Below are 19900 nucleotides of genomic sequence, written 5' to 3'. Positions count from 1 at the left end.
GACCACAATGCGTCACTTCCGTACCTTCTGCCTCGCCGGCGCCGCCGGCCTGGCCCTCGCTTCCGTCGCAAGCGCTCAATCGGGCGTCGCCCCCGGCGCGCCTGGCGCCCCGCCCGTCTGGTCCAGCGCGGCCAAGACCGGCGCGGGAGCCTCTTACGAGGCCTATGTCGACGGCCAGTATCGCGACGGCGGCCCGACCGGCGCAGTGTCCAAGGTCTGGTATTCCATCGCCGACGGCGTCCTGACCGAGACCATGTACGGCCTGATCCATGAGGCCCAGATCAAGGCGCTGCGCTTCGCCGGCGTGACCCAGGACGGTCTGGTCGTCGAAGGCGACGACACCACCAGCCGCACCGAATATCTGCACGTCGACGCCCAGGGGCGTCCGCTGTCGCCGGCCTATCGTGTCACGACCCAGGACAAGAACGGCCGCTTCCAGATCGAAAAGCAGATCTTCAGCGACCCCGACCGCAACGCCCTGGTGCTGCGCGTCACCATCACGGCGCTGAAGGGCGATGTGACGCCCTATCTGATGCTGGAGCCGCACATCGCGAATACCGGCGTCGACGATCGCGGTCAGGTCACACGTGACGGCTTCCACGCGTGGGAGGGCGACACCCACCTGTTCCTGAAACCTAGCGAGGCCTTCGAAAAGGCCAGCGTCGGTTTCGTGGGGACGTCCGACGGTCTGACCGATCTGAAGGACGGCAAGCTGGACTGGACCTACGTCTCGACCGGCGATCAGGCCGGCAACACCATGATGACCGGCGCCCTGCCGCGTCTGCGCCAAAGCCGCCGGATCACGCGCGACTTCGTCATCGGCTTCGGCGCCAGCGAAGCTGAGGCGCGCGCAGCTGCGGACGGTTCTTTCGCGACTGGTCTGGACGAGGTGCTGGCCCGCTTCAACGGCGAGGGCGAGCGCGTCGGCTGGGAAGACTATGTCGGCTCCCTGACCGAACTGCCGCGCATCGCCGAACAGGCGACCGACGGCGGCAAGCTGGCCTACGCCTCGGCCCTGATGCTCAAGGTGCAGGAGGATCGCACCCACGCCGGCGCCCTGATCGCGTCACTGTCGAACCCGTGGGGCAACACGGTGGACGCGTCGAAGTCCTCGACAGGCTACAAGGCCGTTTGGCCGCGCGACTTCTATCAGGTGGCGATGGCTCTGGCGGCGCTGGGCGACAAGGAGACGCCGCTGGCGGCCTTCAACTATCTGCCCCAGGTCCAGGTCGGCCCGAACACGCCGGGCAACACCGGCGTCGGCGGCTGGTTCCTGCAGAAGACGCACGTGGACGGCGAGCTGGAGTGGGTCGCGGTCCAGCTGGATCAGACCGCCATGCCGATCATGCTGGGCTATCGCCTGTGGAAGATGGGCTGGCTGTCGGACGCCCAGATGACCGAACACTATCGGTCCATGCTGAAACCGGCGGCCGAATTCCTGGTCGATGGCGGCAAGATTGGGCTGATGTGGAACGACGCGGAGATCAAGCCGCCCTTCACCCAGCAGGAGCGCTGGGAAGAGCAGCAGGGCTATTCGCCGTCCTCGACCGCCGCCGTGGTCGCGGGCCTGACGGTGGCGGCCGAAATGGCGCGCGCCTCGGGCGACGCCGCCGGCGCGACGCGCTACCAGATCGCGGCCGACGGCTATGCGTCCAAGATCGAAGAGCGGATGTTCACCACCAACGGCGACTTCGGCGACGGTCGCTACTTCATCCGCATCACGCAAAACGAGAACCCGAACGACAAGGCCCCGATCGGCGCCGCCAATGGCCAGATCGCGCCGGCGGAAGACCGTGTCGTGGACGGCGGCTTCCTGGAACTGGTGCGCTATGGGGTGCGCAAGGCCGACGATCCGCACATCCTGGCAACCCTGCCTGTCTATGACGATCAGTCGCTGGAGCCGCTCTATCGCGTTCGCTACGACTTCGGTCCCGAGAGCGACAAGACGCCGGGCTGGCGCCGTTATGGCGTCGACGGCTATGGCGAGGATCATCTGACGGGCGCCAACTATGGCGTCGGCGGGGAAATGAGCCCTGGCCAGCGCGGTCGGGTCTGGCCCTTCTTCACGGGTGAACGCGGTCACTATGAGCTGGCTCGCGTCAGCGTGAACGGCGCCCCCTCAGCCGCCGACATCGCCGCCATCCGCCAGACCTATGTGCGCGGCATGGAGCGGTTCGCCAACGGCGGACTGATGCTGGCGGAACAGGTTTGGGACGGCGTCGGAAACCCGACGGCCAAGGATTACGCCGTGGGTCAGAATACGGATTCGGCCACGCCCCTAGCCTGGACCCACGCGGAATATCTGAAGCTGCTGCGGTCGCTCGCCGACGGCAAGGTCTGGGACAGCTACGACCCCGTCCACGACCGCTACGCCCGCTGATACGAAAACAGCCCCGGAGATTGCTCTCCGGGGCCGTTCTCATTTCAAACTGACGTGGCTCAGAAGGTGAGCTTCACCGCGCCGACGATGCGGTCTTCGGCGCCGGGCACGCCGTCCACATCGGTGTCGTGATAGCGGACATCGACGCCCACCTTGTCGGTCAGGGCATAGCCGACGCCGACGTTCCAGGTGGTGTAGTCGTCGCTGACGTCGAGCCATTGCTTGCCGAGCGCGCCCGACACCGTCCATTTGGGCGTCGGCGAGAAGGCGGCGTTGACCTCGGCATAGGTTGCTTCCTTGTCCGCACCGAAGAAGTCGGGCGAATAATAGACGGCCGCGCCAAAGGTGGCGGGACCGACCGCGCGCGAGGCCGCAGCCTTGAACTCGGCGTAGTTATAGTCTGCGCCGTCCGGCTCCCCGACATACAGATAGCCGATCGCGCTGAAATCGAGCGCGAAACCGCCCGCCTCGGTGCGATAGCCGCCGTACACATCGACTTCCGCATCGGTGTCGTCGCCGAAATCGACGTTCGAGGCCCAGGCCCCGGCGTAGAAACTGCCCGAGGTCAGATCGACGCCGCCCTGAATGGCGGGGTCTTCACTGGTCTGGCTGAAGCCGCGGAACACATAGTCGCTGACGGCGCCCACGTTCCAGGCGACATCGACGGTGCTCTGGGCCGAGGCCGGCGCGGCGAGGCCGATCAGTCCTGCGGCGAACGTGGCGGCGGCGGCCGCGCGGATGATGGTCTTTTTCATAGTCTATCCCCTTGTTGTCGTTATTTGAGGTCGAGGCCGGGCACGGGTTTGGGAGCCGCGCCCGGTCTCAGCTCAGTGTTCCAGCGCCTCGCCATGCAGCGAGGTGTCCAGACCGGCGGCCTCTTCCGCCTCGCTCACGCGCAGTCCCGTGGTGAACTTGCAGATGAACAGGATGATCAGGGTGCCGACGGCGCTGTAGACGATGGTCCACAGCAGGCCCAGGGCCTGGGCGCCGACGTTGGCGCCTTCCGACAGGCTGTTGATCGCGGTCGTGGCGAACACGCCGGTCAACAGGGCGCCGATCAGGCCGCCCGCGCCGTGGATGCCGAAGGCGTCCAGGCTGTCGTCGTAGCGCAGCAGCTTCTTGATCCATACCGACGAGGCGTAGCAGGCCGGACCGGCGATCAGGCCGATGATGACTGCGCCCTTGGGATCGACGAAGCCGGCCGCCGGGGTGATGGCGACCAGACCGGCGACGACGCCCGACAGCATGCCGATCAGCGAAACCTTCTTCTTCTCGATATATTCGACGATTTTCCAGGTCAGGGCGGCGGCGGCGGCGGCCAGGATGGTGTTCAGCAGCGCCACGCCCATCAGATCGTTGGCGGCGCCCGCCGAACCGGCGTTGAAGCCGATCCAGCCGACCAGCAGCAGCGAGGCGCCGATCATGGTCAGGACAGGGTTGTGGGCGGTAATGACCTCTGTGCCATAACCCTTACGGCGACCCAGGAAGATGGCGCAGACCAGGCCTGCGACGCCCGAGTTGACGTGAACGACGGCGCCGCCCGCGAAGTCCAGCACGCCCGCCGAACCGAGGAAACCGCCGCCCCAGACCCAGTGGCAGATCGGCGCATAGACCAGCAGCGACCACAGGGCGGTAAACAACAACAGCGCCGAATATTTGAACCGCTCGGCGAAGGCGCCGGTGATCAGCGCCGGTGTGATGATAGCGAAGGTCATCTGGAAGGAGATGAACAGGAATTCGGGAATGCCCGGCAGCAGGGCGTTGGCTGTCTTCAGCGACACGCCGTTCAGGAACAGCATGTCCAGGCTGCCGATGAAGGGCTGAAGGCCGGCGCTCTCGTTCTTGCCGAAGGCCAGGCTATAGCCCGCGATGAACCATACCAGGGACACCACGGCGAAGACGCCGACGGACTGGGTAATGGTGGCGATGACGTTCTTCTTGCGCACCATGCCGCCATAGAACAGCGCTAGACCGGGGAGGGTCATCAGCAGAACCAGGGCGGTCGAGGTGCCGAGCCATGAGGCGCCAGCGCTGTCCAGCTCAAGCGCGGCCTGGTGGCCAAGCAAGGCGGGCGCGGCGTCCTGCGCATTCGCCGCGCCGGCAGCCATCAGACAGAGTGTGGGAAGTATGAGAGCAGCCGCTCCCGTAAGTCGTTTCGTGGTCTGCGACATGAGCTAGTACCCCCTATGCAATCTCGCAGTTGCGAAGATTTTACCGCATTTGCGATAGGCGCAAGGGGCTAGACCGTGAACGGCGCAACTTTCTTGCAACGGTCATGGAGAAAAAGAACAGGGCCGCACGATCTTGCGATCCTGCGGCCCGATATCAGATTCTTTATGCCGACAAAGCCAAGCTGAGCGGCATGATTTTCAGCTTTAGTTTAAGCCGTCAGGCCCAGTGCATTTGCACCCGGTGCGCTGCCGCCCAGTGGATGGCGCGGATGGCGTCGATGACGGCTTCGGTCGCTGCGCGCGTGCCCAGTGCGCCGCCGAGATCGGCCGTCACGGCGCCGGCCGCCAGGACGGCGGCGACGGCGGCCTCGATGGAATCGGCCTCGTCCTCCAGTTTCAGGCTGTGACGCAGCAGCAGGGCCGCCGACAGGATGGTCCCGACCGGATTGGCCAGATCCTGACCGGCGATGTCCGGCGCCGAGCCGTGGATCGGCTCGAACAGACCCGGCCCGCCCGCGCCCAGCGACGCCGACGGCAACAGGCCGATAGAGCCGCCCAGCACAGAGATCTCGTCCGACAGGATGTCACCGAACATGTTTTCGGTCAGGATGACGTCGTATTCGCGTGGCTTGCGGATCAGGTGCATGGCCATGGAGTCCACCAGGGCGTGCTCCAGGGTGATGTCGGGGAACTCCTCGGCATGGATGCGGGTCACGACCTCGCGCCACAAGCGACTGGTCTCCATGACATTGGCCTTGTCGACCGAGGTCACCTTGCCGCGACGCTGTTGAGCGGTCTGGAAGGCGGCGCGGGTCACCCGCTCGATCTCCGGCACGGTGTATTCGCACAGGTCGGTGGCGCGATCGGCGGTGCGGGTCTTCTCGCCGAAATAGACGCCGCCGGTCAGTTCGCGGAAGACGATCAGATCGACGCCCTCGACGATCTCCTTCTTCAGCGGGGAGCGGTGCGCCAGCACCGGCGACACCTGCAACGGCCGCAGATTGGCGAACAGGCCCATCGCCTTGCGGATCGCCAACAGCCCCTGTTCCGGACGCGCCTTGCCGCCATCCCATTTCGGTCCGCCCACGGCGCCCAACAGCACCGCGTCGGAAGCGACGCAGGCGGCGCGCGTGGTCTCGGGCAAGGGTTCGCCCGTTTCGTCGATGGCCGCGCCACCGATTAGATGCTCGGCGAACTCGAAATGGTGACCATAGAAGTCGCCGATGACCCGCAAGACATCACGCGCGGCCCGTGTGACCTCCGGTCCGACGCCATCGCCGGGCAGCAGGACGATGTTGTAGGTCTTGGTGGCGGCGGTGCTCATCTTACGGTCTCTTTCGATCGCTCGTAGGCTTCGATTTCAGGCATGTTTGCTTGCAGCCAGCCCAGGGTGTCCACCCCGTCCAGCAGGCATTGGCGGGCGAAGGATTCGACCCCGAACGGCACGGGTTCGGCATTGCCGCGTTGGATCTGATTGGCCTGGAGGTCGATCGTAACCGGCTGGTCCGGCTGCGACGCCAGATCGTCCCAAACCGCCTGACTGACCACGATGGGCAGCAGGCCGTTTTTCAGCGCATTCGATGTAAAAATGTCAGCGATTTCGGTCGAGATCACCGCCCGGAACCCATAGTCCAGCAGAGCCCAGGGCGCATGTTCGCGCGACGAACCGCAGGCGAAGTTCCGGCCCGCCAGAAGGATGCGATGCTCGGCCGGATCGATCCGGTTCAGAATGGCCTCGGGTTTTTCCGAGCCGTCGTCTTCGTAACGCCAGTCATAGAAGGCGGCCTTGCCAAGCCCTTCGCGCGTGGTTGTGGTCAGGAAACGTGCCGGAATGATTTGGTCGGTGTCGATATTGGCCTGGCTCAGGGTCACGGTCTTGGAGGTCAGCACCTGGAAGGGTTCAGACATGCTCGACCTCCTTTAGAAAGACGCGCGGATCGGTCAGCACGCCAGCGACCGCCGTCGCCGCCGCCGTCGCTGGACTGGCCAGGATGGTGCGGGCGTCCTTGCCCTGACGCCCTTCGAAGTTGCGGTTCGACGTGGATACGGCCAGTTGGCCCGGCGCGACGAAATCGCCGTTCATGGCGATGCACATCGAACAGCCGGGAATGCGCCATTCGGCCCCGGCGGCGATGAAGACCTGATCTAGGCCTTCAGCCTCGGCGTCGCGACGCACGGCCTCGGACCCCGGCACCACCAGCATGCGCAGACCCGGCTTGACCTTCCTGCCGCGCAGCACCTCGGCGGCGGCGCGCAGATCGGGCAGGCGCCCGTTGGTGCAGGAGCCGATGAAGACCACATCCACCGGCTGGCTCGTCGTCGCCTCCCCGGCCGTGAAGCCCATATAGGCGATGGCCTTGCGATCCGAGTCCGACTGCGGTTGCGGCACGGGCGAGCCGATGGGCGCGCCCGCATCCGGCGTCGTGCCCCAGGTCGCCATCGGTCGGATGGCGGCGCCGTCGATGGTCACTTCCTTGTCGAAGACCGCGCCTGCATCCGTCGCCAGTTTCAGCCATTCGGCCGTCGCCGCCTCATAGTCGGCGGGGACGTGCTTGCGGCCGCGCAGCCAGTCGATGGTGGTCTGGTCCGGGGCGATCATGCCCGCCCGCGCGCCGGCCTCGATGGACATGTTGCACAGGGTCATCCGCCCTTCCATGTCCAGCGACCGCACCGCCTCGCCCGCGTATTCGATGACATAGCCGGTGCCGCCGCCGAAACCGATGGCGGCGATGACTGCTAGGGCGACATCCTTGCCCGACACGCCAGGCTGCAACTTTCCGTCCACCGTCACCCCCATGGCCTTGGCCTTGCGTTGCAGCAGGCACTGGGTCGCCAGCACATGGCCGACTTCGGACGTGCCGATGCCGAAGGCCAGGGCCCCGAAGGCGCCGTGGGTCGCGGTATGGCTGTCGCCGCAGACCACGGTCATACCCGGCTGGGTCAGGCCCAGTTCCGGTCCCATGACATGGACCACGCCACGGTCTTGCGACCCCCACCCCGCCAGCGGCACGCCGTGGGCGGCGCAGTTGCGCTCCAGCGCATGAACCTGAGCCTCGGCCTGGGCGGTGACATAGGGTTTCAGACCATTCAGCCCCGCCGGCATGGTCGGCGTCGAATGATCCAGCGTCGCATAGGTCCGGTCGGGGCGACGGACCTTCAGACCGCGCGCCTCGATCTCGCTGAAGGCCTGGGGGCTGGTGACTTCGTGGACCAGATGCAGGTCGATATACAGCACGCCCGGCGTGTCGGCCGTTTCCGGCCGCACAACGTGGGCGTCCCACACCTTGTCGAACAGGGTCTTGGGATCAGGCATATTGGGCCACGACCTCGGACACGCCATCGACCCGGTCGATGATGGCGATCAGTTCGGCGTCATTGATCTCGCCGATCTGATCCGCGCGCGACTTAAAGCCCGCGACCACCGCCGCCAGACGCTCGCCCTCGATGGGACGGCCGATGGTCTCGGCGCGTTTGGCGATGGCGTGACGGCCCGAATGCTTGCCCAACACGAACCAGCTGCCCTCGAAGCCCACATCCTGGGGCCGCATGATCTCATAGGTGCGGCTGTCGGCCAGCATGCCGTGCTGGTGGATTCCCGCCTCGTGAGCGAAGGCGTTGATGCCGACGACTGACTTGTTGCGGGCGATGACCGTCTCGGTGATCTCGCACAGGATCTTGGAGGCGCGCACCAGATGCCGGCTGTCGGCGCCGGTCGTGACGCCATAGCGGTCCTCACGGACCTTCAGCGCCATGATGACCTCTTCGATCGAGCAGTTGCCGGCCCGTTCGCCGATGCCGTTGATCGCGCCCTCGATCTGACGCGCGCCGCCCTCGACGGCGGCCAGGGAGTTGGCGACCGCCATGCCCAGGTCGTCGTGGCAATGGGCCGAGAAGATCACGTGCGGATGCCGCTTCTTGATCCGTACGGCCAAGGCGGCGAACCGCTCGCGCACCTCTTCCGGGGTCGCATAGCCGACGGTGTCGGGGACGTTCAGAGTGCGCGCGCCGGCGTCGGCGGCAGCCTCCAGCACATCGGCCAGAAACTCCGGCTCGGTGCGGAAGGCGTCCTCGGCCGAAAACTCGACGTCGTCGAACAGGCTGCGGGCGTATTCCACCGACCGCACGGCCGTCGACAGCACCTCGTTGGTGGACATCTTCAGCTTGGCGGAGCGGTGGATCGGGCTGGTGCCGATGAAGGTGTGGCACCGGCGGTGCGACTTCGGCGCCGGCGCCAGGGCGCGGAAGGTAGCGTCGATATCCTTCTCGTTGGCGCGCGACAGGGAGCAGAAGATCGGTCCCTCGACCTCACCCGCCACGCGGCGGATACAGTCCTCGTCACCGGGCGAGGCGGCGGCGAAGCCGGCCTCGATGACGTCGACGCCCAAGTCCCGCAGAACCTGGGCCATCTTCACCTTGGCTTGGGCGCTCATCGAGAAGCCCGGAGCCTGTTCCCCATCCCGCATCGTCGTGTCGAAGACGATGACGCGGTTGGGATCGGCGGCGATCTCCTCTGTGCGGGATACGCCCGATACTCGGGCGCTTTCGGGAGTAATCATTACGCGGCCTCGGATTGAATAATGTCGTTGCTGATGCGGCGCACGCCGAACAGCCGGTCGATCTGGCGACCCAGGTTGTCCATGCAGCGGCCGGCGTCGCGGCCGCGCACAGTCAGGGCGATGCGGCGGAAGGCGCCCTCGTCAGCCAAGGCCATGCCGTCGATGTGGAAGCCGCGGCGCTCCACCAGGCCGATGAGACGCTGAAGCGAACCGTCCGCACGGTCGATCTGGATGTGGATCGTGTTGCTCATCTCAGGAGCCCTCCATCATTTCAGCGTTGTTCTTGCCCGGCGGAACCAGCGGCCAGACATTGTCTCGGGGGTCGATGACCACATGGGCCAGGCAGGGACCGTCGGCGGCCAGCAGGCGCTGGATGCCGTCAGACACCTGATCGCGGCGATCGATGCGGAAGGCCTCGATGCCGAAGGCTTCGGCGACCTTCACGAAGTCCGGGTTGTCGGACAGGTCGATCTCGGAATAGTTCTCGGCGAAGAACAGCTCCTGCCACTGGCGCACCAGACCCAGGGACGAGTTGTCGATCAACACGATCTTCAACGGGATGCCATAACGCTTCAGCGTCGCCAGCTCCTGGATGTTCATCATGAAGCCGCCGTCGCCGGCGATCGTGACGACCGTCGCCGACGGATCGGCCAGCTTGGCGCCGATGCCTGCGGGCAGACCGAACCCCATCGCGCCCAGACCGCCCGAGGTGATGTGCGCCTCGGGCCTGGCGAAGCGGCAGTGCATGGCCGCCCACATCTGGTGCTGGCCCACGTCGCAGGCGGCGACGAAGTCATCGCCCGCCGCTTCCGAGATTTCCTTCAGCAGGGCCGGGGCATAGACCCCTTCGCCCGGCGCGTCATAGCGGTGTGCGCCGGTTTTGGCCGCATCGGCGCAGTCGTCAGTCCAGGCCTGAATGTCCAAGGCGGCGCCCGACCGCATCCGCGCCGTCAGCGCCTCGACGCCTTCGCGCAGCTCGCCGACGACGGCGACATTGGCGCTGCGCAGCTTGCCGACTTCCGAGGCGTCGATGTCAAAATGAACGATGCGGGCGTTCGGCGCGAATTCAGCCAGTTTGCCTGTCGCGCGGTCGTCGAACCGGGCGCCGACGACGATCAGCAGATCGCTGTCCTGGACCGCATGGTTGGCGGCGCGCGTACCATGCATGCCCAGCATGCCCAGCATGCCGGGCGCATCGGTCGGGATGGTGCCCAGGGCGTTCAGGGTCGAGACCTGGGGGATGCCAGTGGCAGCGACGAAGGCGCGCAGGGCCTGGGTCGCCCCGCCGATCTTCACCCCGCCGCCGATGTAGACCAGCGGCTTCTTCGCCGCCCGGACTGCGGCCTCGGCGGCGGCGATGGCCTCGTAATCGATGCGCGGCGTCTCGTTGGGAATGGAGAAACCGTAGTCGTCCGCAGTCGTCTCGAACTGCACATCCTTGGGCAGATCGACCAGAACCGGACCAGGGCGGCCCGAGGCGGCGATATGGAAGGCTTCCTCGATCGCTGCGGGAACCTCGGCGGCCGAGCGGACCAGGATCGAATGTTTCACGATCGGCAGGGTGACGCCCAGGATGTCGATTTCCTGAAAGGCGTCGGTGCCCATCAGGCCTTGGGCGACATTGCCGGTGATGCAGACGATCGGCACCGAATCCATCATCGCATTGGCGATGCCGGTGACCAGATTGGTGGCGCCGGGGCCGGAGGTGGCCATGCACACGCCGACCTTGCCGCTCTTCCTGGCATAGGCGTCGGCCGAGAAGGCCGCGCCCTGCTCATGGCGGACCAGGATGTGCTTCAGCTTGGAGCCAGCCAGGGCGTCATAGACCGGCATGATGGCGCCGCCCGGATAGCCGAACACCACCTCCACCCCCAGCCGCTCCAGGGTGGAGACCAGCAGACGCGCACCCGACTGGGGAGCGGTCTCGGCTGAGGGTTTGAAGGCGGCGGCGGTCATCAGGGTCATCCGGTCGTTCAGGCGGCGATCAGGCCGCTTCAGCCTTGGGCGTGTTCAGCCAGGCCATGCGTTCGCGCAGACGCGCGCCGACCTGTTCGATCTGGCTCTCGCGGTCCGCCTTCAGCCAGGCCTCGTATTGCGGCTTGCCGGCCTCGTTCTCGGCGATCCAGTTGCGCGCGAAAGTGCCGTCCTGGATCTCGTCCAGAATGGTCTTCATGCGGGCCTTGGTCTCTTCGGTCACGACGCGCGGGCCGCTGGCGACCGCGCCGTACTTGGCCGTCTCGGAGATGAAGTGGTGCATCTTGGAGATGCCGCCTTCGTAGAATAGGTCCACGATCAGCTTCAGCTCGTGCAGGCATTCGAAATAGGCGATCTCGGGCTGGTAGCCGGCCTCGACCAGGGTGTTGAAGCCCTGGATGACCAGCTCCTTGGCGCCGCCGCACAGGACCGCCTGTTCGCCGAACAGATCGGTCTCGGTCTCTTCGCGGAAGGTGGTTTCCAGCAGGCCGCCGGTCGCGCCGCCGTTGCCCTTGGCGTAACCCATGGCCCGGTCGCGCGCCTTGCCGGTCGCGTCCTTCTCGACGGCGAACAGGCTGGGCACGCCGCGCCCGCGCTGGAACTCGCGGCGGACCAGATCGCCCGGTCCCTTCGGCGCGACCAGGATCACGTCCATGTCGGCGCGCGGGGTGATGCGCTCGTAGATGATGGAGAAGCCGTGAGCGAACAGCAGGGCCGAGCCCTCCTTGGCGTTCGGCTCGATGATGTCGCGATAGACGTCGCCCTGAACCATGTCGGGGGTCAGGATGGCGATGATGTCGGCGCCTTTGACGGCCTCGGCCGGCTCGGCGGTCGGCACGCCGTCGGCGGTGGCGTGTTTCCAGCCCGTGCCGCCGTGACGGACGCCGGCGACCACGTCATGGCCGCTGTCCTTCAGGTTCTGCGCATGGGCACGACCCTGCGAGCCGTAGCCGATGATGGCGATGCGCTGGCCGGCGATGGCGCCCGGCTTGATGTCTTCGTTGGTGTAGATGGTGATGGCCATGGGTCAGGCGTCCTGAGCAGCGTTGATTTTGTGGCTTGCCGGGACTTGGGCCGGCGGCGGGTTGGGGATGGTGACGGCGCCCTGGGCGGCCGAGGCGACCGAGGCGCGGTATTTGGCGAAGACACCTCGCGCCGGGCGGACTACGTGGGGCGTAAAGCCCGCCCGGCGCGTCGCCAAATCGACGTTGACGTCGATGCGGCGGTTGGTGACGTCGATGGTGATGCGGTCACCATCGCGAATGAGAGCGATCGGCCCGCCGACGGCGGCTTCCGGCGAGACGTGTCCGGCGACGAAGCCGTAGCTGGCGCCCGAGAACCGGCCGTCGGTCAGCAGGGCGACGTTGTCGATCCTGCGACCCTTCAGGGCGGCGGTGACCTGCAGCATCTCGCGCATGCCCGGACCGCCCTTGGGCCCTTCGTAACGGATGATGATCACGTCGCCTTCGCCGACCGATCCGTCCTGAACGGCGTGGAAGGCGTCTTCCTCTGAATCGAAGACGCAGGCCGGGCCTTCGAACGTATCGACCTTGTGGCCCGTCAGCTTGATGACCGCGCCTTCGGGAGCGACGTCGCCATAGATGACGGCGAAGCTGCCGCGATCCATCACAGGGGTGTCGAACGTGGTGACCACCACTTGACCCGGCGTCTCTTCGGCCTCGGCCGCCTCGGCGAACAGGCTGCGGCCGGTCACGGTGGGGGTGTTCACGATCTTGCCCGCCTCAGCCATCCGCTGGGTGACCAGACGGGTGCCGCCGGCGGCGAACAGGTGCGAGGCCAGGAAGCGGCCCCCCGGCTTCAGGTCGCAGATGACCGGCGCCTCGACGCAGGCCTGGTGGCAGTCCTCGACGCCGAACTCGACGCCGGCCTCCGCCGCGATGGCCGTCAGGTGCATGACCGCATTGGTCGATCCGCCCGAGGCCGAGACGGCGACGGCGGCGTTCTTCAGGCTGGCGCGGGTGATGTACTTGCGGGCCGTGTCGCCGGAGAAGACGCGCTCGACGATCAGCCGGCCGCAACGTTCGCCCTCGGCGGCCTTGTTCGGATCGACGGCGGGCACGTCGTTGGCGCCCATGGGGCTGATACCCATAACCGACAGGGCCATCGCCATGGTGTTGGCCGTGAACTGACCGCCGCAGGCCCCCGCGCCGGGGCAGACGGCCTGCTCGACCGCCTTCAGCCCTTCGTCGTCCAGGGCGCCGGCCGAATGGGCGCCGATGGCCTCGAAGACTTCCTGGACCGAGACCTCTTTCGTCCCGATCACGCCCGGCATGATGGTGCCGCCGTAGTAGACCAGGCCAGGGATATCCATCCGCGCCAGGGCCATGGCCGCCGCCGGGATCGTCTTGTCGCAGCCGACGATGCAGACCACGCCGTCCAGCTGGTGGCCTTCGATGGCCAGCTCGATGGAGTCGGCGACGACCTCGCGGCTGATCAGCGACGCCTTCATGCCCGCCGTGCCCATCGAAATGCCGTCGGTCACGACGATGGTGTTGAAATCGACCGGATAGCCGCCCGCCGCGATGATGCCCGCGCGCACGTCCTTGGCCAGGCGGTCCAGGTGCATGTTGCACGGCGTGACCGTCGACCAGGTGTTGACGATGCCGATCATCGGCTTGTCGAAGTCGGCGTCCTGCATGCCGGCGGCGCGCAGATATGAGCGGGCGGCGGCCCGGTTCGGGCCGGCCGTCACCGCCGCGCTGCGCGCGTTGGGCTTTCTGGACTGGGAGGTAGAATCTTGCGTCATCGGTCCGGTTCGTTTCGAACCGCCGCGCACTAAAAACCCCGCTTCCTTTCGGAGGCGGGGTGGTGCGAGGCGATCCTGAATATGTCTAAGGTCAGGTCGCGTGCATCCACGCCGCTTGCGTAAGCAGGCCGAGAAGTACGAGGGTAATGAGGAATACGGGGCTTTCCAGGCCGACAGGCGCGCGAACGGCTGCGACCGCCTTGGCGGTGCGTCCCTTCGTCATGTCGCGCGTCATCGTGGCCACGGGCGGCTCCCTGTTCTGACGCCAAGAAACCATAGCCGCTGGAGACGCACAACCCCTGTCGCAATAATTTTGCGCAACAGCTGGAAAAGAACCTCGCCCGGGGTGTTTCTTACCTCAAGCTGACGCAGACGGTTTTCGAAGCGTAACCGTCCATCACATCATGTTACGTGCGCGGGGTTGAAACCCGCCCCCGACCGCTCCATTGAGACGCCAACCTATATGTAGCGCACAACACCCCACCGTTCAGAGGAGCTTCCCATGACCGTTCGCGTCGCCATCAATGGTTTCGGCCGCATTGGCCGTCTGGTCCTTCGCTCGATCATCGAGCATGGCCGCACGGACATCGAGGTGGTGGCGATCAACGATCTGGGTCCGGTCGAGACCAACGCCCACCTGTTCCGCTACGATTCGGTCCACGGCCGCTTCCCCGGCACGGTGACCTCGGGCGAGGACTGGATCGACGTCGGCACGGGCAAGATCAAGGTCACGGCCGAGCGCGATCCCGCCAATCTGCCCCACGCCGAGCTGAAGGTGGACATCGCCTTCGAATGCACCGGCATCTTCACCTCCAAGGACAAGGCCAGCGCCCACCTGAAGGCCGGCGCCAAGCGCGTCCTGGTCTCGGCGCCCGCCGACAACGCCGACAAGACCATCGTCTACAAGGTCAACCACGAGACCCTGACCGCCGACGACATCGTCGTGTCGAACGGCTCGTGCACCACCAACGCCTTGGCCCCCGTCGCCAAGGTGCTGAACGACCTGTTCGGCATCGAGCGCGGCTATATGACCACCATCCACTCCTACACCGGCGACCAGCCGACGCTGGATACGATGCACAAGGACCTGTACCGCGCCCGCGCCGCGGCCCTGTCGATGATCCCGACCTCGACCGGCGCCGCCAAGGCCCTGGGTCTGGTCCTGCCGGAGCTGAAGGGCAAGCTGGACGGTTCGTCGATCCGCGTCCCGACCCCGAACGTCTCGGTCGTGGATCTGAAGGTCGTCGCGGGCCGCGAAGTCACGGTCGAAGAGATCAACGCCGCACTTCAGGCCGCCGCCGACGGCCCAATGAAGGGCGTCCTGTTCACCACGACCGACCCGCTGGTCTCGCACGACCTGAACCACATCGCCGCCTCCTCCACCGCCGCCCTGCCCCAGACCCAGGTCGTCGATGGCAAGCTGGCTCGCGTCCTGAGCTGGTACGACAACGAATGGGGCTTCGCGACGCGCATGAGCGACACGGCGTTGCAGATGGCGAAGTTCCTGTAAGCTTTCTTCATTCCGCTCATCCCCGCGAAAGCGGGGACCCAGTTCTTTGGGCGATCCGGCCCAACCCACTTGCGCCGCTCATGATCCCAGCCCTCGCGCCACGCAAAAGGACTGGGCCCCCGCTTTCGCGGGGATGAGCGGATGGAGAATGTCATGACCTTCCGCACCCTCGACGACGCCCAAAAAGTTTACGGGGATCTCGCCGGAAAGACGGCCCTGGTCCGCGTGGACTTCAACGTCCCGATGGAGGGCGGCAAAGTCACCGACGACACCCGGCTCCGGGTCGCCCTTCCGACGATCCAGCGCCTGCGCGATGCCGGCGGCAAGGTCGCCCTGCTGGCCCACTTCGACCGCCCCAAGGGCCAGCGCGTTCCGTCGATGAGCCTGAGGCCGGTCGTCCAGCCGCTGGAAGAGCTGCTCGGCGCCCCCGTCCGCTTCGCCGACGACTGCATCGGCCCTGACGCCGTGGAGGCCATTCGCGATCTGAACGCGGGCGGCGTGGTCCTGCTGGAAAACGTGCGCTTCCACGCGGCGGAAGAGGCCAACGATCCGGTCTTCGCCCAGAAGCTGGCGGATCTCGGCGATCTCTACGTCAACGACGCCTTCTCGGCCGCGCACCGCGCCCACGCCTCGACCGAAGGCGTCGCCCACCACATCCCGGCCTATGCCGGCGAATCCATGCGCCGTGAACTCGATGCGCTCGACGCGGCGCTGGGCAATCCGCAAAAGCCGGTCGTCGGCATCGTCGGCGGCTCCAAGGTCTCGACCAAGCTGGATCTGCTGAAGAACCTGGTCGGCAAGCTGGATACGCTGGCCATCGGCGGCGGCATGGCCAACACCTTCCTTTATGCCCAAGGCGTCGATATCGGCGGTTCGCTGGCCGAAAAGGATATGGCGGACACGGCGCGCGAAATCCTGGCGGAAGCCGAGGCGAAGGGCTGCGACATCCTGCTGCCCGTCGATGTCGTGGTGGCGACCGAGGTCAAGCCCGGCGCCGACGCCCGCACCGTCAAGACAGGCGAGGCCCTGTCCGCTGACGACAAGATCCTGGACGCAGGCCCCGACACCGTCGCGCGCCTGAACGCCGCCATTGACGGCTCCAAGACCCTGATCTGGAACGGCCCGCTGGGCGTGTTCGAGGTGCCGCCCTTCGACGCCGCCACCGTCGCGGCCGCCAAGCACGTCGCCGAGCGCACCAAGGCCGGCGCCCTGATCGCGGTTGCGGGCGGCGGCGACACGGTCGCGGCCGTCGGTCATGCCGGCGTCGCGGCAGACCTGACCTTCGTGTCCACCGCCGGCGGCGCCTTCCTGGAATGGATGGAGGGCAAACCCCTGCCCGGTGTCGAGGCCTTGCGCGCCTAAGGCTCAGCGATGCAGGCGGGTCACGCCGGCATCCTGTCTTTGAAATCGGCGTTGAAACGGCTGTAACACGTCGTGACTTCACGCTGTCCGGCGTCTAATCTCTCACCCAACCAAAAAGACTATTCGGCTCAGGAGACTACCCAATGGCGCGCATCACGCTGCGACAGCTGCTCGACCACGCGGCAGAGAACGATTACGGCCTGCCCGCCTACAATATCAACAATATGGAACAGGGCCTGGCGATCATGGAGGCGGCCCATGAGGTCAACGCCCCCGTCATCATCCAGGCCTCGCGCGGCGCCCGGAACTACGCCAACGACATCGTTCTGGCCAAGCTGATCGACGCCCTGGCCGAGCTCTATCCGCACATCCCGGTCTGCATGCACCAAGACCATGGCAACGGCCCGGCGACCTGCGCCACCGCCATCCAATACGGCTTCACCAGCGTGATGATGGACGGCTCGCTGGAGGAAGACGCCAAGACCCCCGCCAGCTATGAATACAACGTCGACGTTACCCGTCGCGTCACCGAAATGGCCCACGCCTGCGGCGTTTCGGTCGAGGGCGAACTGGGCGTGCTGGGTTCGCTGGAGACCGGCATGGGCGAGGCCGAGGATGGCCACGGCTTCGAGGGCAAGCTGGACCACTCGCAACTGCTGACCGACCCGGATCAGGCCGTCGATTTCGTCGCCGCCACCAAGGTCGACGCCCTCGCCATCGCCATGGGCACCAGCCACGGCGCCTACAAGTTCACGCGTCAGCCGGACGGCGAGGTTCTGGCCATGAACGTGATCGAGGAAATCCATCGCCGCCTGCCCAACACCCACCTGGTGATGCACGGCTCGTCGTCGGTGCCGCAGGATCTGCAGGACATCATCAACCAGTACGGCGGCGAAATGCCCCAGACCTGGGGCGTTCCGGTCGAGGAAATCCAGCGCGGCATCAAGCACGGCGTGCGCAAGGTCAACATCGACACCGACAACCGCATGGCCATCACCGGCGCCATCCGTAAGGCCCTGATGGAGAAGCCGGGCGAGTTCGATCCGCGCTACTATCTGAAGCCCGCCAAGGAGGCGATGAAGAAGCTCTGCATGGAGCGCTACCAGCAGTTCGGCTGCGAGGGTCAGGCCTCCAAGATTCGTCCCCTCTCCACCGCCCAGATGGCGAAGCGCTACGCCTCGGGCGACCTGGATCCGTCCTTCCGCGGCGCCGCCGTCAAGGCCGCCTAGGACCGTCGTTTAGACCGGGTAGCGGCCGCTCAGTTCGCGCCGTACCCGTCGAACGTCCCATTCCGCCTGATCCAGCGCGTCGCGGGCCTCCCGGGCATTGCGACGCGCATCGCGGATCTCGCCTCTGACCTCTTGGATGCGGTCACGAATGCGCTCCCGCTCCTCGTCCGTCAGGCCTTCGCCGCGCAGTTCGCGCTCCTTGGCCTCCAGCTTGTCTTCGCGGTTCTCGATCCGGGCCTCAGCGCTGTTCAAGGCGCTTTCCGCCGTTTCGTACGTGTCCTCGACCTCATGCAGCATTCGGCCGTCACGATAGGCCGGCAGAAACGCCTGCTCCTCCTCGGGCCGACAGACGCCATAATAGGCATTGCCCGCCCGCCCTTCCTCCCAGCCGCGCTGGAAGGTGCAGTAGGTCCGCAAGCCATCCTCACGCGCCGAGCCATAGGCGGCCGGATTGGCTGCGATCTGAAACTTGGCGCAGGCCTTGGCGTGGTCGTCCAGCCGCGTCATCGGATAGCCCGACGCCCCGTCCGCATAGCCCTTCTCGCCCCAAGCGCCGGCGAGGCATTCGTCCTTGCTCATGGTGGTGCAGCTGCTCAGCAGCGCCGCCGCGGCGAACGCGCCCCCGGCGATCATCAACCGCTTCATCGGATGTCCCCTACGCCCCCAAGCTTGACTATCGCCTCACCCGCGCCCCTCGCGCAAGCGGCCGGTCGTGCTAGGGAGACGACGTGTCCGCCCAAGATCTGATCGACGAAGACGAAGACCCCGCGACCGGCGCCCCCGCCGAGGTGCTGGAGGCTCGCATCGACGTGGCCGGCGTTCGCCTGGACAAGGCCTTGGCCGGCGCCTTCCCCACCCTGTCACGCGCTCGACTTCAGGCCCTGCTGACCGAGGGCGCTGTCAGCCGCGATGGCGCGGTCCTGACCGGCGGTTCCGCCAAGGCCCAGCCCGGCCTCTATGCCGTCGCCCTGCCGCCCGTCGCGCCGGCCACGCCCCAGCCCCAGGCCATTCCCCTGACCGTTCTCTACGAGGACGCCGACCTTATCGTCATCGACAAGCCTGCGGGCATGGCCGCCCACCCCGCGCCCGGCACGCCCGACGGCACCCTGGTCAATGCGCTGCTGGCCCATTGCGGCGACAGCCTCTCGGGCATCGGCGGCGTCGCCCGCCCCGGAATCGTTCACCGGCTGGACAAGGACACCTCCGGCGTCATGGTCGCCGCCAAGACCGACCGCGCCCACGCCGGCCTCTCCGCCCTGTTCGCTGCGCACGACATCGAGCGCACCTACATCGCCCTGACACGCGGCGCGCCGTCGCCCGCGACCGGCCGTATCCACACCCGCATCGGGCGCTCCACCGGCGACCGCAAGAAGATGGCGGTCCTCAAGGCCGGCGGTCGCGAGGCCATCACCGACTATGTCGTCCAAGCGACCTTCGGGCAGCCCGCAAAAGCTGGCGGCGCACCCATGGCTGCGCGTGTCGCCTGCACCCTGCACACCGGCCGCACCCATCAGATCCGCGTCCACCTGTCGTCCAAAGGCGCGCCCATCCTTGGCGACGCGACCTATGGCTCAGGCAGTCCAGCCATTCCCGTTCGCACCGCCATCGCAGAAGCGGCCCTCGAGCGTCAGGCCCTCCACGCCGCCGTCCTGGGCTTTGTCCAGCCTGGCACGGGCGAGGTGCTTCGCTTCGAGACCGCGCCGCCGTACGACATGCAGCGTCTCGAAACACGGCTCGCCGAACTCTGAACAGCCGCCCGTCTAGGCCGGTCTTGAATAGCAACTGACAAAGTTCTATATAGGGCGTCGATCGGCGCGAGTGGCGCCAGGGCCACGGTCACGCTTTCGTGTGACGATCCGCCTCTAAAAATGGCGGCAACCCATCGCTACTTTACCGGTTGAGGGGTGAGACGTCGGCGCACACACCGTGGCCGATGACGAAGAGCCCGCTC

The 19900-nt window shown here is 66.5% G+C and carries 17 protein-coding genes; 5 read left to right on the top strand and 12 right to left on the bottom strand.

The window, feature by feature from the left end; translation table 11 throughout:
• Positions 1–7: 7 nt before the first annotated feature.
• A complete protein-coding gene (locus RT123_RS03440; RefSeq protein WP_313007869.1) occupies positions 8–2380 on the top strand; it encodes a glucan 1,4-alpha-glucosidase in 2373 nt (790 codons plus the stop codon).
• A 59-nt stretch (positions 2381–2439) separates the two neighbouring features.
• Here the strand turns inward: RT123_RS03440 and RT123_RS03435 are convergent, their stop codons facing one another.
• From RT123_RS03435 to RT123_RS03385, 11 genes are all read right to left on the bottom strand, one after another.
• Positions 2440–3135 carry a TorF family putative porin gene (locus tag RT123_RS03435; RefSeq protein ID WP_313007868.1) on the bottom strand — a complete coding sequence of 232 codons (696 nt, stop codon included), beginning with the start codon at positions 3133–3135 and terminating at the stop codon, positions 2440–2442.
• A gap of 72 nt (positions 3136–3207) precedes the next feature.
• A complete protein-coding gene (locus RT123_RS03430) occupies positions 3208–4488 on the bottom strand; it encodes an ammonium transporter (protein WP_112861447.1) in 1281 nt (426 codons plus the stop codon).
• 280 nt (positions 4489–4768) lie between these two features.
• On the bottom strand, positions 4769–5875 hold the full coding sequence (leuB, locus tag RT123_RS03425) for a 3-isopropylmalate dehydrogenase (RefSeq protein ID WP_313007866.1): 1107 nt from the start codon (positions 5873–5875) through the stop codon (positions 4769–4771).
• The gene (gene leuD / locus RT123_RS03420) at positions 5872–6459 is read right to left on the bottom strand and encodes a 3-isopropylmalate dehydratase small subunit (RefSeq protein ID WP_066624236.1); all 588 of its coding nucleotides are present in this window, start codon (positions 6457–6459) and stop codon (positions 5872–5874) included. The genes leuB and leuD overlap by 4 nt, the downstream gene beginning before the upstream one ends.
• Positions 6452–7864, bottom strand: a complete 1413-nt coding sequence (leuC, locus tag RT123_RS03415; RefSeq protein ID WP_313007864.1) for a 3-isopropylmalate dehydratase large subunit — start codon at positions 7862–7864, stop codon at positions 6452–6454. The genes leuD and leuC overlap by 8 nt, the downstream gene beginning before the upstream one ends.
• Complete coding sequence (locus tag RT123_RS03410; protein WP_313007862.1) at positions 7857–9107, bottom strand: 2-isopropylmalate synthase; 1251 nt, start codon at positions 9105–9107, stop codon at positions 7857–7859. Before RT123_RS03410 ends, leuC begins: the two co-directional genes overlap by 8 nt.
• A complete protein-coding gene (locus RT123_RS03405; RefSeq protein ID WP_039244600.1) occupies positions 9107–9358 on the bottom strand; it encodes an ACT domain-containing protein in 252 nt (83 codons plus the stop codon). Before RT123_RS03405 ends, RT123_RS03410 begins: the two co-directional genes overlap by 1 nt.
• Before the next feature lies 1 nt (position 9359).
• Positions 9360–11072 (bottom strand): acetolactate synthase 2 catalytic subunit, encoded by a 1713-nt coding sequence (ilvG, locus tag RT123_RS03400; protein WP_313007860.1) that lies wholly within the window; start codon positions 11070–11072, stop codon positions 9360–9362.
• Between the two features lie 19 nt (positions 11073–11091).
• The gene (gene ilvC, locus RT123_RS03395) at positions 11092–12105 is read right to left on the bottom strand and encodes a ketol-acid reductoisomerase (protein ID WP_199060983.1); all 1014 of its coding nucleotides are present in this window, start codon (positions 12103–12105) and stop codon (positions 11092–11094) included.
• A 3-nt stretch (positions 12106–12108) separates the two neighbouring features.
• Positions 12109–13848, bottom strand: a complete 1740-nt coding sequence (locus tag RT123_RS03390) for a dihydroxy-acid dehydratase (RefSeq protein WP_313007857.1) — start codon at positions 13846–13848, stop codon at positions 12109–12111.
• 91 nt (positions 13849–13939) lie between these two features.
• The gene (locus RT123_RS03385) at positions 13940–14092 is read right to left on the bottom strand and encodes a hypothetical protein (RefSeq protein ID WP_156494693.1); all 153 of its coding nucleotides are present in this window, start codon (positions 14090–14092) and stop codon (positions 13940–13942) included.
• A 258-nt stretch (positions 14093–14350) separates the two neighbouring features.
• Between RT123_RS03385 and gap the strand changes: the two genes are divergently transcribed.
• The 3 genes from gap to fba all read left to right on the top strand — a co-directional run bounded on the left by gap (position 14351) and on the right by fba (position 17949).
• On the top strand, positions 14351–15358 hold the full coding sequence (gene gap, locus RT123_RS03380; RefSeq protein WP_045810439.1) for a type I glyceraldehyde-3-phosphate dehydrogenase: 1008 nt from the start codon (positions 14351–14353) through the stop codon (positions 15356–15358).
• Between the two features lie 153 nt (positions 15359–15511).
• Entirely contained in the window at positions 15512–16720 is a 1209-nt protein-coding gene (locus tag RT123_RS03375; RefSeq protein WP_313007854.1) for a phosphoglycerate kinase, read from the top strand.
• A gap of 143 nt (positions 16721–16863) precedes the next feature.
• Positions 16864–17949 carry a class II fructose-bisphosphate aldolase gene (gene fba, locus RT123_RS03370; RefSeq protein WP_039244618.1) on the top strand — a complete coding sequence of 362 codons (1086 nt, stop codon included), beginning with the start codon at positions 16864–16866 and terminating at the stop codon, positions 17947–17949.
• A gap of 9 nt (positions 17950–17958) precedes the next feature.
• On the opposite strand, the gene RT123_RS03365 is transcribed toward fba, so the two are convergent.
• Positions 17959–18594: a DUF2799 domain-containing protein gene (locus tag RT123_RS03365; RefSeq protein ID WP_313007853.1), complete on the bottom strand. Its 636-nt coding sequence runs from the start codon at positions 18592–18594 to the stop codon at positions 17959–17961.
• Positions 18595–18677: 83 nt separating this feature from the next.
• On the opposite strand from RT123_RS03365, the gene RT123_RS03360 reads away from it, so the two are divergent.
• A complete protein-coding gene (locus RT123_RS03360; RefSeq protein WP_313007851.1) occupies positions 18678–19697 on the top strand; it encodes an RluA family pseudouridine synthase in 1020 nt (339 codons plus the stop codon).
• The last annotated feature ends 203 nt before the right edge of the window (positions 19698–19900 follow it).

Source organism: Brevundimonas vesicularis (assembly GCF_032067225.1).
GTDB lineage: Bacteria > Pseudomonadota > Alphaproteobacteria > Caulobacterales > Caulobacteraceae > Brevundimonas > Brevundimonas vesicularis_F.
The sequence above is the reverse complement of the archived record's forward strand: the minus strand, read 5'-3'. Positions and strand labels throughout refer to the sequence as shown.

Bases quoted from the DNA above. Each gene is read 5' to 3' on its own strand.
- RT123_RS03440 (WP_313007869.1), top strand. From the start codon at position 8: ATGCGTCACTTCCGTACCTTCTGCCTCGCCGGCGCCGCCGGCCTGGCC.
- RT123_RS03435 (WP_313007868.1), bottom strand. From the start codon at position 3,135: ATGAAAAAGACCATCATCCGCGCGGCCGCCGCCGCCACGTTCGCCGCA.
- RT123_RS03430 (WP_112861447.1), bottom strand. From the start codon at position 4,488: ATGGCTGCCGGCGCGGCGAATGCGCAGGACGCCGCGCCCGCCTTGCTT.
- leuB (WP_313007866.1), bottom strand. From the start codon at position 5,875: ATGAGCACCGCCGCCACCAAGACCTACAACATCGTCCTGCTGCCCGGC.
- leuD (WP_066624236.1), bottom strand. From the start codon at position 6,459: ATGTCTGAACCCTTCCAGGTGCTGACCTCCAAGACCGTGACCCTGAGC.
- leuC (WP_313007864.1), bottom strand. From the start codon at position 7,864: ATGCCTGATCCCAAGACCCTGTTCGACAAGGTGTGGGACGCCCACGTT.
- RT123_RS03410 (WP_313007862.1), bottom strand. From the start codon at position 9,107: ATGATTACTCCCGAAAGCGCCCGAGTATCGGGCGTATCCCGCACAGAG.
- RT123_RS03405 (WP_039244600.1), bottom strand. From the start codon at position 9,358: ATGAGCAACACGATCCACATCCAGATCGACCGTGCGGACGGTTCGCTT.
- ilvG (WP_313007860.1), bottom strand. From the start codon at position 11,072: ATGACCCTGATGACCGCCGCCGCCTTCAAACCCTCAGCCGAGACCGCT.
- ilvC (WP_199060983.1), bottom strand. From the start codon at position 12,105: ATGGCCATCACCATCTACACCAACGAAGACATCAAGCCGGGCGCCATC.
- RT123_RS03390 (WP_313007857.1), bottom strand. From the start codon at position 13,848: ATGACGCAAGATTCTACCTCCCAGTCCAGAAAGCCCAACGCGCGCAGC.
- gap (WP_045810439.1), top strand. From the start codon at position 14,351: ATGACCGTTCGCGTCGCCATCAATGGTTTCGGCCGCATTGGCCGTCTG.
- RT123_RS03375 (WP_313007854.1), top strand. From the start codon at position 15,512: ATGACCTTCCGCACCCTCGACGACGCCCAAAAAGTTTACGGGGATCTC.
- fba (WP_039244618.1), top strand. From the start codon at position 16,864: ATGGCGCGCATCACGCTGCGACAGCTGCTCGACCACGCGGCAGAGAAC.
- RT123_RS03365 (WP_313007853.1), bottom strand. From the start codon at position 18,594: ATGAAGCGGTTGATGATCGCCGGGGGCGCGTTCGCCGCGGCGGCGCTG.